We start from the raw sequence: 17,254 nt of genomic DNA, 5'->3' as shown, positions 1-17,254 counted from the left end.
TCAGGTCGTGGTCAGCCCGTCGCCCGTGCCATCGGACGGCGGCGCGGGCAATGGCCGGGGCGTGGTCTGCGGCCAATAGGTCTTGGGCAGGATACGCGCGGTGCGATCGAACGCGGCCTTCACGTCGGGCCGCGCGAGCAGCCGCGCCCACAGGGCGCGCAGCCGCGAGGCCGGGTGCGGCAGCAGCGCGCCGTCGGGCTGGAACTGGTCGGCGAGCGCATCGGCACCTTCGGAGGTGGCGAGCGCGGCGATGGCGATCGCCGCCGCCTCGTCGTCGCGTCCGGCGCAGAGCAGCCCCTCGATCGCGGCGGCGCGATTGTCCTTGGCCGAGGCCTTGAGCGCGTCGCCCGCCGCCTTCGCCTCGGCGGCGCGGCCGAGTCCGGACAGCGCGCAGACCTTGTTGCGCTGGAGCCAGGCGAGACCGAAGGGCGAGAGGTAGTCGGACTGGGCGGCACCCGCCGTGGCCACCGCCAGCTCCTCATCGTAGCGACCCGCCTGATCGAGCATCTCGGCCAGCGGGATCAGCGCGCCGGCCGCCGAAGGGCTGGCCTTGAAATCGGCATGCGCGAAGGGACGCAGCCGATCGAGCGCCTTGCCCGTTTCACCGGCCGCCGCGAGCGCATCGGCATCGACCAGCACAAGATCGATCTGATGCTCGCCCATACGTGGCGCGATAGCGGCCGACCCCGCGATGCTCGTCACATCGTCGAATCGGCCGAGCGCGAGGAAGGCCTGCGCCGCATCCACCTGCTTCTGCGGGTCCTGCGGGGCGGCGGCATAGTCGTCGAGCGCGGCGCGCGCATAACGATCGATCGCGATGCCGCCGGACGGGCCGAGCCGAGCCTCGATCTCGGGCCATAGCGCGGCATAGCGATGCTCGATCGCCATTTCCCAGAGCAGGGCCGGACGGTGGATGCGATCGAGAAGCTGGCGAGCATCGTCGTCCGCCTTTCTGTCGAGCAGCGCGCCGACCCCGTCCGAGGCGATCGATTCGGAAAGCTGGGGCTGGTCCGCCGGATCCCAGTCGGCGAGCGCAAGGCTGAGCGCCACCCGATCGCGCCGCGCGAAATCGCCCGAGATGGTCAGCCGCTGCGCCAGCGCCTGCCAGAGATTGCCGGGCATCAGCGCGAGCGCCCGGGAACGGCTGTCGGCGATCTCGCCGAGGCTGTCGGCCGCCTGCGCGTACTGCCCGGCATCGACGTCGGCGAAGACTTCGTAGCCCTGTACCACAGGGTTGGTGGGCGAAACCTGCTTCAATTCGGCAAGCACCGCTGGCACCTCACGCCCCCGGCCAGCAGCGGCGAGGCAGGGCAGGCGCAACAGCTGGGCGGAGAAGCGGGTGGGCGTACCGGCACCCGCGTTGCCCGCCACCGTCGGGTCGAGCAGGCCCAGCACCGCCTTGCAGTCGCCCGCCTGCGCCAGCGTCGCGGCACGGGCGATCGTCGCGTCCTCGGATATCCGGCTCCGCGCCGGCGCGATCGGTGTGCGAAGCTGCGCCGCGCCCGCCGGAACGGCAAGGATCGCGGCCAGCGCCGCCCCGATCAGCAGCCGGAGCCGGGGCTCAGGCCCCATGCTCCACGATCCACTGCTCCATCACCGGCGCGATCACCTCGCGCCAGCGCCGGCCGTTGAAAATGCCGTAATGGCCAACCTTCTCGGCCAGCAGATACTTCTTCTTCGCGTCCGGCAGGTTCTTGGCGATGGTCAGCGCCGCCTTGGTCTGGCCGACGCCGGAAATGTCGTCCCGTTCGCCTTCCACCGCCAGGATCGCGGTGTCGGTGATCGCGCCCGGATCGACCTTGCGGCCTCGGTGAAGCAATTGCCCTTTGGGCAGCTTGTGCTGCTGGAACACGTCGACGATGGTCTGCAGGTAGAATTCCTCGGTCATGTCGCAGACCGAGCGATATTCCTCGTAGAACGCCTTGGTCGAATCGGCCGATTCCTCGTCGCCCTGCACCAGATGGTTGAACATCTTGTAGTGGCTCATCAGGTGGTTGCCGAGATTCATCGCCATGAAGCCGGTGAGCTGCAGGAAACCCGGATACACCTTCCGGCCCGCGCCCGGATAGAAGAAGGGCACGGTGGCGATCACGTTCTGCTCGAACCAGGCGAGCGGCCGCTGGGTCGCGACGGTGTTGACCGCCGTCGGCGCCTTGCGGGTGTCGATCGGGCCGCCCATCATGGTGAGCGTCGCCGGACGGCACGGATTCTTGTCCGCGTTCATCACGCAGGTCGCGGCATAGACCGGCACCGACGGCTGGCAGACCGCCAGCACATGCGTATCGGGGCCGATGAATTCGAGGAACTCGATGACATAGTCGATATAATCGTCGAGATCGAAGCGGCCTTCCTCCAGCGGCACCATGCGCGCATCGCGCCAATCGGTGATATAGACCTCGTGGCCTGGCAGCATCCGCTCGACCGTGCCGCGCAGCAGCGTGGCATAGTGGCCGGACATCGGCGCGACGATCAGCAACCTGGGCTGGCCGGTGACGCCTTCCTTGGTGAAGCGCTTGAGCTGGCCGAACGGCTTGCGCAGCACGATCTCCTCGAAGACCGTGACCTCCTTGCCCTCGACGATCGCCTTCTCGAACCCGAAAGCGGGCTTGCCGCGCGGCTGCGAGGCGTGGGCGAAGACGTCGAGGCCCGACGCGATCATCGGCCCGAAGCCGGTCTGGCCGAGAGGGTTGGCCGGGTTCTGCAGCCATTCCGCCCCCATGTTGGCCATCAGGCTGGCGCCCGACAACCAGGAACGCTGCATCTCATAGGCGTCGTACAGCAACTCGATCTCCTATCGCGCCAGCCCCCGCTAGCAGCCAAACATGGTGATCCCTTTAACGCATGAACACACCTTCGCGGTTGCAAAATAGGTATTCGAACCGTCACAATCCACAGTTCTTTCGGATAGTGCGATCATTCACGCAATTTTCGGTCCTCGATTGAGCGCGGTGCAGCGGGATGCTAACCGCCGCGCATGGCCCAAGCTCCCGTCAAAGCCGCCCTCCCCACCGATCCGAAACAGCGCCGGATCGGCAATCTCTGGATCGTCTGGCAGCGGGCGTTGCGCTATCCGGGCCATATCGCCGCCGCTTTCGCCGCGCTGTGCGTGTCTTCGGTCGCCACTCTCGGCATCCCGTGGGGCATCCGCCGCATCATCGAGCGTGGGTTCTCGGCCGGGGTGGACCCGCACGCGGTCAGTTCGTCCTTCCGGCTGATGCTGGTCGTCGTCGCAGTGCTCGCGGTGGCGACGGCGATCCGCTTCTGGTTCGTCTCCTGGCTGGGTGAGCGCGTCGTCGCCGACCTGCGCATGGAGGTGCTGGACAATCTGCTGACCCTCTCCCCGCGCTTCTTCGAGGAGAACCGCCCGTCAGAGATCGCTTCGCGCCTGACCTCCGACACCAGTCTGATCGAGCAGGTCGTCGGCACCACCGTGTCGGTGGCGCTGCGCTCCACCTTCACGATGATCGGCGGTATCGCCTTCCTTTTCACCTTGTCGGTGAAGCTCGCGGCAATGATGGTGGTGGGCTTGCCGGTCGTGCTGTTGCCGATCATCTTCATGGGGCGCCAGGTGCGCGGCCTGTCGCGCGGATCGCAGGATCGCATCGCCGAGGTCGGCGCATTGGCCACCGAGACCCTGGGCGCGATGAAGATCGTCCAGGCCTTCAATCAGGAGAGCCGCGAGGCGGGCCGCTTCCGCACCGCCGCAGAATCGGTATTCGCCGCCGCCAAGCGGCGTATCGGCGTTCGCGCGATCATGACCGCGATGGTGATCGGCCTGTTCTTCGGTGCGATCGTACTGATCCTGTGGGAGGGCGCGCTGGATGTCGTGGCCGGACAGATGAGTGGCGGCGCAATCGCCGCCTTCGTCGTCACGTGCGGCGTGGTGGCCGGCGCGTTCGGGTCGCTCGCCGAAGTCTATGGCGATCTCCTGCGCGGCGCCGGCGCGGCGAGCCGGCTGGGTGAGCTGCTCGACGAGCGCGCCGAGATCCGGCCTCCCGCCCACCCCCGCGCCTTGCCCGAGCCGGCGCGCGGCCATCTCCGCTTCGACGGCGTGACCTTCCAGTACCCGACCCGGCCCGAAGTCTCGGCACTCGAAAGCTTCTCGCTCGACGTGCCGCCGGGGCAGACGGTGGCGGTGGTCGGCCCGTCCGGCGCCGGCAAGTCGACGCTGCTCCAGCTCGCCCAGCGCTTCTACGATCCGCAAGGGGGCGCCGTGCTGCTCGACGGCGTGCCGCTCGTCGACGCCGACCCGGCCGACATCCGCCGCCGTATCGCTATGGTGCCGCAGGACACGGTGATCTTCGGCGCGTCGGCGCGTGACAACCTGCGCTACGGCCGCTGGGACGCGGACGATGAGGAATTGTGGACAGCCGCAGAGGCCGCAAACGCCGCGAGCTTCCTCAAGGCGCTGCCGCAGGGGCTCGACACCTTCCTCGGCGAAGGCGGCGCCCGGCTCTCCGGTGGCCAGCGCCAGCGTGTCGCCATCGCCCGCGCGCTGCTGCGCGATGCGCCCCTGCTGCTGCTCGACGAGGCGACTTCCGCGCTCGATGCCGAAAGCGAGCGGCTGGTGCAGGATGCGCTCGAGCGGCTGATGAAGGGCCGCACCACGATGGTGATCGCCCACCGCCTCGCCACCGTCCGCTCGGCCGATCGCATCGTGGTGATGGACGCGGGCCGCATCGTCGAGCAGGGCACGCACGAGGAGCTGTTCGCCGGGTCCGGTCTCTATGCGCGGCTGGCGAAGCTGCAGTTCGACGCGGTGGCTTGATACGGCTGCGGCCAGCGGTTCGTCGCATCGGATCAAGAGTCGTTAACCATCCTCCGCGAGAAGGCCTTCGAGATTTGGAGGCCCGCCATGCGCAACGATTACGCGATGACCTTGATCGACCGGATGCTGAGCCGTGGCAGCAGGACGTCCAGCGAACCGATCGACCCGGCGCTGCGCGCGACCGTCGACCGACTGGTCGGCGAACTGCGCGCGATCGATTTCCGCCGCTCAGCGCGCTGACGGCGTTCAGCGCAGATCGGTGACCTGCGCGACGATCAGCGGCGACGGGCTGGTGATGGTGGCGATGCCTTCCACCAGCACGGCGTCGAAGGGCGCAAGATCAATGCTCTGCTGATCGAACGAGACAGTCGTCGCGTCCGTCGCGAACACGATCGCCGAATAGCCGTTCGTCGTGACGAGCGCGCCCGCCTCGACACGCCGCAACTGGCCGACAAAGCGATCACGGCGGACCATCAGGTTGAGATCGAGCGCCGGACCACCGATCGGCTCGCCATGAACCGGAACGTCACCCGGAAAGGCGACGGCATCTTCCTGCGGCGAAAGCGGCTCCGCACGGATATCGAGCCGCATCGTGCCCCTCAACATCATCAGATAGCGATCGACGCCGGCAAAGTGCGAGAACGCCCCCGGCGCCTCGACATCGGCCATGCTGAGCCGCCAGCCGAAATCCTCGACGCCGCTGCCCGGCGGATACGTCACGATCTCGCGGGTCACTCCGCCGCCGTTCTTCCACGGCTGCGGGCGACGATCCGCCGCCCGCAGGATCGTGACCGTCGTCACCCGAGGATGCCGGGCAGATCGAGCCCCTTCTCTCGCGCGCAATCGATCGCGATGTCGTAGCCGGCGTCGGCGTGGCGCATCACGCCGGTGGCCGGATCGTTCCACAGCACCCGCTCGAGCCGCTTCGCCGCTTCCGGCGTGCCGTCCGCGACGATCACCATGCCGGCATGCTGCGAATAGCCCATGCCGACGCCACCGCCATGATGGAGCGAGACCCATGTCGCGCCCGACGCGGTGTTGAGCAAAGCGTTGAGCAACGGCCAGTCGGATACGGCATCGGTGCCGTCCCGCATCGCCTCGGTTTCGCGGTTGGGCGAGGCGACCGATCCCGAATCGAGATGATCGCGCCCGATCACCACCGGGGCCTTGAGCTCGCCGTTCGCCACCATCTCGTTGAAGGCGAGCCCGAGCCTGTGCCGGTCCCCCAGCCCCACCCAGCAGATGCGCGCGGGCAGGCCCTGGAAGTGGATCTTCTCGCGCGCCATGTCGAGCCAGCGGTGGAGATGCGCGTTGTCGGGCAGCAGCTCCTTCACCTTGGCGTCGGTCCTGTAGATGTCCTCCGGATCGCCCGACAGCGCCGCCCAGCGGAACGGCCCGATGCCCCGGCAGAAGAGCGGGCGGATATAGGCCGGCACGAAGCCGGGGAAATCGAAGGCGTTCGCCACGCCCTCGTCCTTGGCGACCTGGCGGATGTTGTTGCCGTAATCGACGGTCGGCACGCCGGCCTTCTGGAAATCGAGCATCGCCTGGACATGGACGGCCATCGAGGCCTTGGCGGCCTTCGCCACCGCTTCCGGTTCGCGCTCGCGCCGCTCGATCCAGTCGGCGACGGTCCAGCCGGCGGGGAGATAGCCGTTGACCGGATCGTGGGCGGAGGTCTGGTCGGTGAGCAGATCGGGGCGGATGCCGCGCCGGAACATCTCCGGCAGCAGCTCGGCGGCATTGCCGAGCAGGCCGACCGAGATCGGCTTGCCCTCGGCCTTGGCCGCCTCGATCATCGCCAGCGCCTCGTCGATCGTGGTCGCCTGCTTGTCGAGATAGCCGGTGCGCAGGCGCATCTCGATGCGGCTCGGCTGGCATTCGATCGCGAGGCACGACGCGCCCGCCATCACCGCCGCCAGCGGCTGTGCGCCACCCATGCCGCCGAGACCCGCCGTCAGCAGCCAGCGGCCCGAGAGGTCGCCGTCGTAATGCTGGCGGCCCATCTCCACGAAGGTCTCGTAGGTGCCCTGCACGATGCCCTGCGTGCCGATGTAGATCCACGATCCGGCGGTCATCTGGCCGTACATGGCGAGGCCGCGCTTATCGAGCTCGTTGAAATGCTCCCAGTTCGCCCATTTGGGGACGAGGTTGCTGTTCGCGATCAGCACGCGCGGCGCGTCGGGATGCGTGCGGAACACGCCGACTGGCTTGCCCGACTGGACGAGCAGAGTCTGGTCGTCCTCCAGCCGCTTCAGCGTGGCGACGATCGCATCGAAGCTCTCCCAGTCGCGTGCGGCGCGGCCGATGCCGCCATAGACGACCAGCTCCTCGGGCCGCTCGGCGACATCCGGGTGCAGATTGTTCATCAGCATCCGCATCGGCGCCTCGGTCAGCCAGCTCTGCGCCGACAGCTCCGGGCCGGTGGGGGATTTGATGACGCGGCTGTTGTCGATGCGGCTCATGCGCGCTCCTTGGCGAAGGACAGGCAGGCTTCGAGCACCTGCTTGAGGATGGGGAGGATCACGGGTTCGGGATCGATCGGGCTGGGCCAATTGTCCGGCGAGGGCGCGTCCGGCTCGGCCATGTAGCCGCGCATCGATAGCTCCATCTGGATGGCGTGGATGCCGTCGGCCGGGCGACCGTAATGGCGCGTCGTCCAGCCGCCCCGGAAGCGGCCGTCGAGCACATGGCTGTGGCCGCTGGCGGCGCAGACCGCTTCCACCGCATCGGCCAGCGCCGGATCGCAGGTCTCGCGGTTGTTGGTCCCGATGTTGAACTGGGGGAGTTCGCCCTCGAACAGGCGCGGTACATGGCTGCGGATCGAATGCGCGTCGTAGAGGACGACGTTGCGATGCTCCGTGCGCAGCCGCAACAGCTCGGTGGAGAGCGCCTCGTGATAGGGATCGAAATAGGCCGCGCGGCGCCGATCGATCTCGGCCTGGTCCGGCCCGACACCGGCATAGAGCGGCTCGCCGTCGAACGTTTCGCTCGGGCACAGGCCGGTGGTGGTCTGCCCCGGATAGAGCGACGCGCCCGACGGATCACGGTTGCAGTCGATCACGCTGCGCGAGAGCCGGGTGCGCACCGTCGTGGCACCGAGATCGCGGGCGAAGGCATAGAGCCGGTCGATCCACCAATCCGCATCCTTGCGCGCCAGCCAGGGAGAGACGAAGGCGCCCTCCAGCTCGGGCGGCAGATCGGTGCCGGTGTGGGGAAAACCCACGACCAGCGGCGCGGTGCCGCGATGGATTTCGAGGAAGTCGCTCACCCCAGCCCCGGCAGGTCGAGCCCCGCCGCCTCGATCAGCGCGCCGGAGCGGACGATCGCGTTGGCCGCCTCCATGTCCGGGTGGAAATGGCGGTCGTCGTCGAGATGCGGCACCGCCTTGCGCAACCGTGCGCGCGCCGCCTCCAGCGCCTCGCTGGAGAGGAGCGGCGCATGGAAATCGCAGCCCTGCACCGCCGCCAGCAGCTCGATGCCGATCACGGCGCTGGCATTCTCCACCATGTCGAGCAACCGCCGCGCGCCGTGGGCGGCCATCGAGACATGGTCCTCCTGGTTGGCCGAGGTCGGGATCGAATCCACGCTCGCCGGGGTCGCGCGCTGCTTGTTCTCCGAAACCAAAGCGGCGGCCGTCACCTGCGGGATCATGAAGCCCGAATTGAGCCCCGGCTTGGGCGTCAGGAAGGCGGGCAGGCCGGACAGCGCCGGATCGACCAGCATCGCGATCCGCCGCTCGGCGATCGAGCCGATCTCGCAGACCACCAGCGCGATCATGTCGGCCGCGAAGGCGACCGGCTCGGCGTGGAAATTGCCGCCGGAGAGCGCCTCGTCGGCCTCGGCGAAGATCAGGGGATTGTCGGTGACGCCATTGGCCTCGGTCTCCAGCGTCGCCGCCGCCTGCCGCAGCACGTCGAGCGCGGCGCCCATCACCTGCGGCTGGCAGCGCAGGCAATAGGGATCCTGCACGCGGATATCGTCGACCAGGTGGCTGGCGCGGATCGCCGATCCCGCCATGAGGCTGCGCAGCGCGTCGGCCGTCTCGATCTGGCCGCGGTGGCGGCGCAGCCTGTGGATGCGGTGATCGAAAGGTGTGTCGGAGCCCTTGGCCGCCTCGGTGGACAGCGCGCCCGTCACCAGCGCGGACTGGAACAGCCGCTCCGCCCCGAACAGCCCGGCGAGAGCGTTTGCGGTGGAGAATTGGGTGCCGTTGAGCAGCGCGAGGCCCTCCTTCGGCCCCAGTTCCAGCGGCATCAGCCCCGCCTCGCGCAGCGCCTCCTCGGCGGGCCAGCGTTTGCCGCCGACCATGATCTCGCCGACGCCGATCATCGCGGCCGCCATGTGCGACAGGGGGGCGAGATCGCCCGACGCGCCCACCGATCCCTGCGACGGGATCACCGGGGTCAGGCCACGCACCAGCATCGCCTCGATCAGCGCGACCGTCTCCGGCTTCACCCCCGAGGCGCCCTGCGCGAGGCTGGCGAGCTTCAGCGCCATCATCAGCCGCACCACCGGCACCGGCGAGGGCGCGCCCGTGCCCGCCGCGTGGCTCAGCACGATATTGCGCTGGAGCGTCGCGAGGTCCTCGTCGCCAATCCGCACGCTGGCGAGCTTCCCGAAGCCGGTGTTGATGCCATAGACCGGCTCGCCCTTCGCCAGGATGCGCGCCACCGCCGCCGCGCTCTCGGCGATCGCGGCAGCGCAGGAACGATCGAGGCGCGGAGTCGCGCCCCGATAGATGCTGCGCCATTCGGCGAGGCTCACCGCGCCGGGCGTGAGCACGATATCCGTCACATTCCTCTCCATATGCGGGCATGGAGCGGGTTCAGCCCCATGCGATAGACCAGTTCGGCGGGCCGCTCGATATCCCAGATCGCGAGGTCGCAGGACTTGCCGGCTTCGAGCGTTCCGACGTCATGCTGCAGCCCGAGCGCGCGCGCAGCATTGCGGGTGACGCCGAGCAGGCATTCCTCCACCGTCAGCCGGAACAGAGTGGCGCCCATGTTGAGCACCAGCAGCAAGGAGGTGAGCGGCGAAGTGCCGGGATTGCAGTCGGTCGCGAGCGCGATCGGCACGCCGGCCGCGCGCAGCAGATCGATCGGCGGCAGCTTGGTCTCGCGCACGAAATAATAGGCGCCGGGCAGCAGGGTGGCCACCGTGCCGGCCTTCGCCATCGCGTTGACCCCGACCTCGTCGAGATACTCCAGATGATCGGCGGAGAGCGCCTTATGCTGCGCAGCAAGCGCGGCACCGTGGAGGTTCGAGAGCTGCTCCGCGTGAAGCTTGACCGGCAGATGCTGCGCAGCGGCCGCCTCGAACACGCGCGCCGTCTGGGTGGGCGTGAAGCCGATCCCTTCGCAGAAGGCATCGACCGCATCGGCCAGCCCCTCGGTCGCGACGGCCGGCAGCATGTCGTCGCAGACGGCCGCAACATAGCCGTCCTGGTCGTCGGCATATTCAGGCGGCAGCGCGTGAGCACCAAGGAAGGTGGTGGCGATCCGCACCGGCCGCTCTTTCCCCAGCCGCCGCGCCGCGCGCAGCATCTTGAGTTCGGCCTCGCGCTCCAGCCCATAGCCGGACTTCACCTCGACGGTGGTCGCGCCTTCCGCGATCAGCGCGTCGAGACGCGGCAGCGCGGATGCGACCAGATCGTCCTCGCTCGCCGCGCGGGTGGTGCGCATCGTCGAGACGATGCCGCCGCCGGTGCGCGCGATCTCCTCGTAGGACGCGCCCGCCAGCCGCAGCTCGAATTCGTGCGCGCGGTCGCCGCCGTGGACGAGATGGGTATGGCAGTCGATCAGTCCCGGCGTGATCCAGCGGCCGTCGCAGGCGATCGTCTCGTCCGCCTCGAAGGCGGGCGCGTCGGCGACTGGGCCGGCATAGGCGATCCGCCCATCCACCGCCGCGACCATGCCGCGATCGACGATGCCGAGGCCCCCAGCCGTTCCAACGCCCGTCATCGTCGCGAGGCGCGCGTCGCTCCACAGTCTGTCGCAGCGCATGTCCGACTCCGGTTGGCTCGCTCACAAGACTGGCATCGCCCGCCTATAATGTATAGACATAATCGATCGCATGAGGAGAGCGGCCGATGAACGCCAGCCTGCACTTCGCCACCGCCCTGCTGCCGGGCGGGTGGGCGAGCGACGTCCGCATCAGGATACAGGACGGCCTGATCGCGGAGATCGAGCCGGGCGTCGCGCCGGGCGACAGCGAGCGCCACGCCGTCGCGCTGCCTGGCCTCCCCAACCTCCACAGCCACGCCTTCCAGCGCGGCATGGCAGGCCTCGCCGAGGTGCGTGGGCATAACGACGACAGCTTCTGGACGTGGCGCGAGATCATGTACCGCTTCGTCGATCGGCTGACCCCCGGCGATCTCGCCGCGATCGCGAGCCAAGCCTATGCAGAGATGCTGGAGAGCGGCTTCACCCGCGTCGGCGAGTTCCACTATCTCCACCACGATCGCGACGGCCGCCCGTTCGCCGACCCGGCGGAGATGAGCAGCGCGATCATGGGTGCCGCTGAGGAGACGGGGATCGCGCTCACCCACCTGCCTGTCTTCTACGCCCATGCCGGTTTCGGCGGCAGCGCGCCGGGCGAGGGCCAACGGCGCTTCATCCACGACGTCGACGGGTTCGCGAAACTGCTCGATGCCGCGCGGGCCGAAGCAAAGGCGCTGCCGGACTCCGTGGTCGGCATCGCTCCCCACAGCCTGCGCGCGGTGACGCCCGAAGAACTGGCCGCACTCGCTCCGCTGGCGAACGGCGCGCCGATCCACATCCACATTGCCGAGCAGGCGCGCGAGGTGGAGGATTGCCTCGCCTGGAGCGGCGCGCGGCCGGTGGAATGGCTGCTCGATCATGCGCCGGTCGGCCCACAATGGTGCCTCGTCCACGCCACCCATATGACCGAGGCCGAGACGGTCGCGATGGCGAGGAGCGGCGCGGTCGCCGGCCTCTGCCCGATCACCGAGGCCAATCTCGGCGACGGGCTGTTCCCGGCGGAAGCGTACCTCGCCGAGGGTGGCGCCTATGGCGTGGGGTCGGACTCGAACGTCCGCATCGACGCGATCGAGGAACTCCGCCTGCTCGAATATGGCCAGCGCCTCGCCCGGCGCGGGCGCAACCTGCTGACCGCACCGGGCCAGTCGACCGGCGGCGCGCTCTACGGGGCGGCACTGGCCGGCGGCGCACAGGCGCTGGGCGCCGAAGCCGGGCTGCGCGTCGGTGCGCCCGCCGACATCGTCAGTCTCGACGCCGCGCACCCCTCGCTCGCTGCACGATCGGGCGATGCCTTGCTTGACGGCCTGATCTTCGCCGCCGGGCGCGAGGGCGCAGATCGCGTCTGGCGGCGCGGGCGCGAGGTCGTGACCGACGGACGGCACATCGCCCGCGATGCCATCGCTGCCCGCTACCGCGCGACGCTCGCGAAGCTGCTCGCATGAGCGCGCCCCTCCACGAGCGCATCCGCGCCGGGATCGAAGCGGAGATCCTCTCCGGCACGCTGGCGCCCGGTGCACGCCTGCCGGTCGAGCACGAACTGATGCGCCTCCACAGCTGCTCGCGCATGACGGTGAGCAAGGCGCTGTCCGCGCTCGCCTCGGCCGGGCTGATCGAGCGGCGCAAGCGGGCCGGCTCCTTCGTGGCGCGGCCGAAAGTGCACGCGATGGTGCTCGACGTGCCCGATCTCGGCGCCGAGGTGATCGGGCGGGGGCAGGCCTATGCCTATCGCCTGCTCGGCCGCAGGATGCGGGCGCCGCGCGATGAAGAGGAGAAATTGCTGGCAGGCAAGGGCCGCCTGCTCCAGCTCGACGGCCTGCACCTCGCCGACGGCATGCCGCTGGCGCTGGAGCACCGCCTCGTCGCCCTCGCCGCCGCGCCGGAGATGGCGGAGGCGGATTTCTCGGCCGAGGCGCCGGGCAGCTGGCTGCTCCACCACGTCCCCTGGACGGAAGCCGAGACCCGCATCTCTGCCGTCAACGCCGACGACGCATCGGCCGATCTGCTCGGCCTCGATCCCGGCGCCGCTTTGCTTTCGGTCGAGCGCCGCACCTGGCGCGGGGGCGAGCGCATCACCAGCGTCCGCCAGCTGTTCGTCGGATCGGCCTACGATCTGGTGGCGCGCTTCGGCCCCTCCTGAAAAAAGTCCACCTCCGTTCGCCCTGAGCCTGTCGAAGGGCTGTCCTTCTTCCTCACCCAAGCAAGAACGAAGGGCAGGGCTTCGACAAGCTCAGCCCGAACGGAGCGAGGTTGTCTCGGGGACGTCCCTCTTGAACATTCGTATCGATCGTCGCAGGCTCCGCACCATAACAGGGCAAGGGGCTTATCCGTGATCCATACCCTCGTGCGCGCCTCGAAGGCGGCCGTGACCGCGTCGACCTGCCTTGCACTGATGGCCTGCACCGCATCGGCGCCCCCGCCCGCCACCGCCTCGAAGGCGCCGGCACCGGGCGCCGGACACGGCTACGACCACGATCCCTACCCCTCGACCTATCATCCCTATCCCGGGGTGCCGACGCTGCTGACCAACGTCACCGTCTATGACGGCGAGGGCGGCCGGATCGATCACGGCGCGGTGCTGTTCGCGGACGGCAGGATCGTGCAGATCGGGCAGGACATCGCCCCACCCGCCGGCGCCACCGTGATCGACGGCACCGGCAAGTGGGTGACGCCCGGCGTCATCGACATCCACAGCCATCTCGGCGACTATCCCTCGCCCGGCGTCAAGGCGCTCTCCGACGGCAACGAGGCGACCGCGCCCGTCACCTCCGAGGTGTGGGCCGAGCACAGCGTCTGGCCGCAGGATCCCGGCTTCAGCCGCGCGCTGGCAAACGGCGGCGTCACCACGCTGGAGATCCTGCCCGGCTCCGCCAACCTGTTCGGCGGACGATCGGTGGTGCTCAAGAACGTCTATGCCCGCACCGTGCAGGGGATGAAATTCCCCGGCGCGCCCTACGGCCTCAAGATGGCATGCGGCGAGAATCCCAAGCGCGTCTATGGCTCCAAGGGCCGCGAGCCCTCCACCCGCATGGGCAATATCGCGGTCGACCGGCAGACCTGGGCGAAGGCGGTCGAATACAAGCGCAAATGGGACAAATACGAGAAAGACGGCGGCGATCCGCCGGCCCGCGATCTCGCCATGGATACGCTGGCCGGCGTGCTGGCGGGCGAGATTCTCGTCCAGAACCATTGCTACCGCGCCGACGAGATGGCCAACGTGATCGATATGTCGAAGGAGTTCGGCTATCACGTCACCGCCTTCCACCACGCGGTCGAGGCCTACAAGATCGCCGATCTGCTGAAGGCCAACGGCATCTGCGCCGCCGTCTGGGCCGACTGGTACGGCTTCAAGATGGAAAGCTACGACGGCATCCCGGAGAATCTCGCGCTGCTCCAGAAGGAGGGGACGTGCGCGATGATCCATTCGGACGACCAGAACGGCATCCAGCGGCTCAACCAGGAGGTCGCCAAGGCACAGGCGGCCGGGCGGCGCGCGGGGATCGACATTCCGGACGAGGTGGCGTGGGAATGGCTGTCGATCAATCCGGCGAAGGCGCTGGGCATCGCCGACAGGACGGGCAGCCTCAAGCCCGGCAAGATGGCCGACGTCGTGCTGTGGAACGGCAATCCCTTGAGCGTCTATTCGCGGCCCGAGAAGGTCTGGATCGACGGAGCGATGCTCTACGACGCCTATAATCCCAAGCTCCGCCCGGTGAGCGACTTCGAGCTGGGCCAGCCGGGTTCGGGAGACGTGAAATGAAGGCGCTCCTCCTCGCCGCCGCCGCGCTGGTCGCGGCACCCGCCTCTGCCGCCACCACCGCGATCGTCGGCGGCACCGTCGCGATCGGGGATGGTTCCGGGCCGATCCCCAACGGCACCGTCATCTTCACCGACGGTCGCATCGTCGCAGCGGGGGCGCGGGTGCCCGTGCCGGCCGGCGCCACCGTCATCGATGCGCACGGCAAGTGGGTCTCCGCCGGCATGGTGGCCGGCCTCTCGACGCTGGGGCTGGCGGACTCCGAGGGCGTGGAGGAGAGCAACGACGTCTCCGCCGGCAAATCCCCCTTCAACGCCGCGATCGACATATCGCCCGCCATCAACCCCAATTCGATCATCCTCAACAACGAGCGCTGGGGTGGCGTGACGAGCGCGCTGGTTTCCCCCGCCACGGCCGGTTCGATCTTCGCGGGGCAAGGCGCGGTGATCACGCTCGGCGTTGGGCCGGACCCGATACTGCGTCCGCGTGCCTTCCAGTATGTCGAGATGGGCGAGGACGGTGCGGCGGCGGCGGGCGGCAGCCGACCCGCCGCCTATGCGATGCTTCACGACGCGCTGGCCGAGGCGCAGGACTATCGCCGCAGCCCGGCCGCCTTCGGGGGCCGCGAAAAGGATTCGCTGATCAAGCGGCCCGACGCGCAGGCCCTGCTGGCGGTGCTGGACGGCAAGCAGCCGCTGCTCGTCCATGTCGAGCGGGCGAGCGACATCCGCTCGATCCTCGCGCTCAAGAAGGATTATCCGCAGCTGAAACTGGTGCTGGTGGGTGCCGAGGAAGGCTGGCTGGCCGCCCATGACATCGCGGCCGCGCACGTGCCGGTGATCGCGGCCGCATTGGTCGACCTGCCCGAATCCTTCGAGCGTGTCGCCGCGACCGAATCGAATGTCGGCCGGATGGAGCAGGCGGGCGTAACCGTCGCGCTCTCGACCGTCGACGCCAGCGCGCCGGGCAGCCAGCGCAACCTCAAGCAGTTCGCCGGCAACCTCGTGGCGATCACCAAGATCCCCGGATCGACCGGGCTGGACTGGGGCCACGCCTTCGCCTCGATCACGTCCGGCCCGGCGGTGGTGATGGGGATGGACGGCGAGATCGGCTCGCTCCGCCCCGGCCGCCGCGCCGATGTGGTGATCTGGGACGGCGATCCGCTGGAGCTCGCCTCGGCGCCGGTCGCGGTGTTCATCGACGGCCAGCCCCAGCCGCAAAGCTCGCGCCAGAGCGAGCTGCGCGACCGGTATATGAACCCGGAGGATGGGGCGCTGCCTAAGGCGTATCAGCGCTGACACCTTGCCCGTTCGCCCTGAGGAGGGACTGAGCGCAGTCGAAGGCCCGTCTCGAAGGGCATGCGCAACGGCTGTGCTTCGAGACGCCGCTTCGACTTCGCTCAGCGGCTCCTCAGCACGAACGGGACTAGATCAGAGATCAAGCGACCCCAGCGGATCGCCCACCAGCCCGCTCACCATCGCCGCCTGGATGCGCGTCGCGGGCCAGAGACGCGAGAGCGGGCCGACCAGCCGGTCGCGCACGAAGGGCAGCATCCGGCTGTCCGACTGGTAGACCGGCGTGAACAGGGCCGTCAGCCACTGGTACAGCCCGACATGCCGGCGGCGCAGCGCGATCGCCTTGCCGATCGCCGAGTCGACACCGCTCTCCATCCGCAAGGCGAGCGCCAGCGCATAGGCATCGATCAGCGCCATGTTGGCGCCCTGCCCGAGTTGCGGGCTGGCCGAGTGCCACGCATCGCCGATGTGGATCATTCCCGGCTCGGCGGGGGTCGGCAGGGTGCGGTGGGCGTAGCGGGCGAAGGTGAGCTGGTCGGACGCCTCGATCCGATCGAGCAAAGGCGCGAGCAAAGGCCAGAGGCGCAGCACCTCGTCCTTCCACGGCCCCAGCCCCGCCGCGCGCCAATCCTCCAGCCGGTCGGCACGCAGCGACCAGAAAAAGGCGGCCTGAGGCGCTCTCCGCCCCGGTGGCGTGCCGATCGGCAGCACGCCGACCATCACGCTCGCCCGTCGATAACGCTGCTCCAGCGCCGCCGCATCGAAGCCCGCGCTTTCGGGCCAGTCGAGGCTTGCCCAGAGCGCGCCATAGGCCAGCGCCCGGCCGGTCGGCGGCGCGAGCGGCGTGCGCGTGCCGAGCGCGTCCACCACCAGATCGAACGGGCCGGACTCGCTGCCATCCTCGAAGCACAGATGGCGGCGCCCGCCGCCGACCCGGCTCGCCGCGATCGGCCGCCCGGTCTCGATCGGGATACTCGCCGCCGTCACCGCGTCGTGCAGGATCGCGAACAGCGAGGCGCGGTGGATGCCGACCCCGAACCCCGCCTTCTTGCCCAACGCCGAATAGCGAACGTCGAGCACGATCGGCCCGTCCTCGCCCGCGCGGCCGAACAGGCGATCGACCCGCGCGCCGGCGGCCAGCAGCCGCTCCTCCAGCCCGAGCGCGCGGAGCACCGCCTGCCCGGTCGGCTGGATCATCAGCCCGGATCCCACCGGCTTCGGCGCGTCGAACCGCTCGAACAATGTCACCCGATGCCCGTCGCGGTGCAACAGCAGAGCCGCCGCCAGCCCCGCCGGCCCGCACCCGGCTACCGCGATGTCATACTGCCCCATACCCGCCGGTTACCCGTAAACCGGCCTCAGAGTCTGTTTGAAAAGCGCGAAAGAGCGCTTTTCGGTGCGGTGCCAGCCCGCTCCCCCGCCCAGCCTCCCGACA

14 protein-coding genes are annotated in these 17,254 nt (G+C 69.1%); 6 read left to right on the top strand and 8 right to left on the bottom strand.

The genetic code is table 11. The features are described from left to right. Nucleotides 1–1,572, bottom strand: coding sequence for a hypothetical protein (locus HZF05_RS01925; RefSeq protein WP_160364932.1), 1,572 nt, complete (start codon nt 1,570–1,572; stop codon nt 1–3). After that, on the bottom strand, nt 1,562–2,782 hold the full coding sequence (locus tag HZF05_RS01920) for a polyhydroxyalkanoate depolymerase (RefSeq protein ID WP_160364931.1): 1,221 nt from the start codon (nt 2,780–2,782) through the stop codon (nt 1,562–1,564). Before HZF05_RS01920 ends, HZF05_RS01925 begins: the two co-directional genes overlap by 11 nt. A 192-nt stretch (nt 2,783–2,974) precedes the next feature. Between HZF05_RS01920 and HZF05_RS01915 the strand changes: the two genes are divergently transcribed. Together HZF05_RS01915 and HZF05_RS01910 are read left to right on the top strand one after the other, a co-directional pair. Further along, nucleotides 2,975–4,768, top strand: a complete 1,794-nt coding sequence (locus HZF05_RS01915) for an ABC transporter transmembrane domain-containing protein (RefSeq protein ID WP_160364930.1) — start codon at nt 2,975–2,977, stop codon at nt 4,766–4,768. A gap of 87 nt (nt 4,769–4,855) precedes the next feature. After that, nucleotides 4,856–5,008: a hypothetical protein gene (locus tag HZF05_RS01910; protein ID WP_160364929.1), complete on the top strand. Its 153-nt coding sequence runs from the start codon at nt 4,856–4,858 to the stop codon at nt 5,006–5,008. Nucleotides 5,009–5,014: 6 nt separating this feature from the next. Here the strand turns inward: HZF05_RS01910 and HZF05_RS01905 are convergent, their stop codons facing one another. Genes HZF05_RS01905 through hutI form a run of 5 tightly spaced genes read right to left on the bottom strand, consistent with a single transcriptional unit; the run spans nt 5,015 to nt 10,773 of the window. After that, nucleotides 5,015–5,569 (bottom strand): HutD family protein, encoded by a 555-nt coding sequence (locus HZF05_RS01905; RefSeq protein ID WP_160364928.1) that lies wholly within the window; start codon nt 5,567–5,569, stop codon nt 5,015–5,017. Beyond that, nucleotides 5,566–7,233 carry a urocanate hydratase gene (hutU, locus tag HZF05_RS01900; RefSeq protein WP_160364927.1) on the bottom strand — a complete coding sequence of 556 codons (1,668 nt, stop codon included), beginning with the start codon at nt 7,231–7,233 and terminating at the stop codon, nt 5,566–5,568. Before hutU ends, HZF05_RS01905 begins: the two co-directional genes overlap by 4 nt. Further along, on the bottom strand, nt 7,230–8,039 hold the full coding sequence (hutG, locus tag HZF05_RS01895; RefSeq protein WP_160364926.1) for an N-formylglutamate deformylase: 810 nt from the start codon (nt 8,037–8,039) through the stop codon (nt 7,230–7,232). Before hutG ends, hutU begins: the two co-directional genes overlap by 4 nt. Further along, the gene (hutH, locus tag HZF05_RS01890) at nt 8,036–9,565 is read right to left on the bottom strand and encodes a histidine ammonia-lyase (protein ID WP_343046808.1); all 1,530 of its coding nucleotides are present in this window, start codon (nt 9,563–9,565) and stop codon (nt 8,036–8,038) included. The genes hutG and hutH overlap by 4 nt, the downstream gene beginning before the upstream one ends. After that, on the bottom strand, nt 9,562–10,773 hold the full coding sequence (hutI, locus tag HZF05_RS01885; protein ID WP_160364924.1) for an imidazolonepropionase: 1,212 nt from the start codon (nt 10,771–10,773) through the stop codon (nt 9,562–9,564). Before hutI ends, hutH begins: the two co-directional genes overlap by 4 nt. 86 nt (nt 10,774–10,859) lie before the next feature. Here hutI and HZF05_RS01880 point away from each other — a divergent pair, with 86 nt between their 5' ends. The 4 genes from HZF05_RS01880 (at nt 10,860) to HZF05_RS01865 (ending at nt 15,822) form a co-directional block, all read left to right on the top strand. Then, on the top strand, nt 10,860–12,212 hold the full coding sequence (locus tag HZF05_RS01880; protein WP_160364923.1) for a formimidoylglutamate deiminase: 1,353 nt from the start codon (nt 10,860–10,862) through the stop codon (nt 12,210–12,212). Continuing rightward, nucleotides 12,209–12,907, top strand: coding sequence for a histidine utilization transcriptional repressor HutC (locus tag HZF05_RS01875; RefSeq protein ID WP_160364922.1), 699 nt, complete (start codon nt 12,209–12,211; stop codon nt 12,905–12,907). Before HZF05_RS01880 ends, HZF05_RS01875 begins: the two co-directional genes overlap by 4 nt. Nucleotides 12,908–13,159: 252 nt before the next feature. Continuing rightward, a complete protein-coding gene (locus HZF05_RS01870; protein WP_160365234.1) occupies nt 13,160–14,527 on the top strand; it encodes an amidohydrolase in 1,368 nt (455 codons plus the stop codon). Further along, nucleotides 14,524–15,822, top strand: a complete 1,299-nt coding sequence (locus tag HZF05_RS01865) for an amidohydrolase family protein (protein WP_160364921.1) — start codon at nt 14,524–14,526, stop codon at nt 15,820–15,822. The genes HZF05_RS01870 and HZF05_RS01865 overlap by 4 nt, the downstream gene beginning before the upstream one ends. Nucleotides 15,823–15,954: 132 nt before the next feature. On the opposite strand, the gene HZF05_RS01860 is transcribed toward HZF05_RS01865, so the two are convergent. Continuing rightward, the gene (locus tag HZF05_RS01860) at nt 15,955–17,151 is read right to left on the bottom strand and encodes an FAD-dependent oxidoreductase (protein WP_160364920.1); all 1,197 of its coding nucleotides are present in this window, start codon (nt 17,149–17,151) and stop codon (nt 15,955–15,957) included. Nucleotides 17,152–17,254 lie beyond the last annotated feature (103 nt).

Origin of the sequence: Sphingomonas chungangi, from assembly GCF_013778325.1 — a bacterium.
In the GTDB taxonomy this organism is placed as follows: Bacteria; Pseudomonadota; Alphaproteobacteria; order Sphingomonadales; family Sphingomonadaceae; genus Solisphingomonas; species Solisphingomonas chungangi.
The sequence above is the reverse complement of the archived record's forward strand: the minus strand, read 5'-3'. Positions and strand labels throughout refer to the sequence as shown.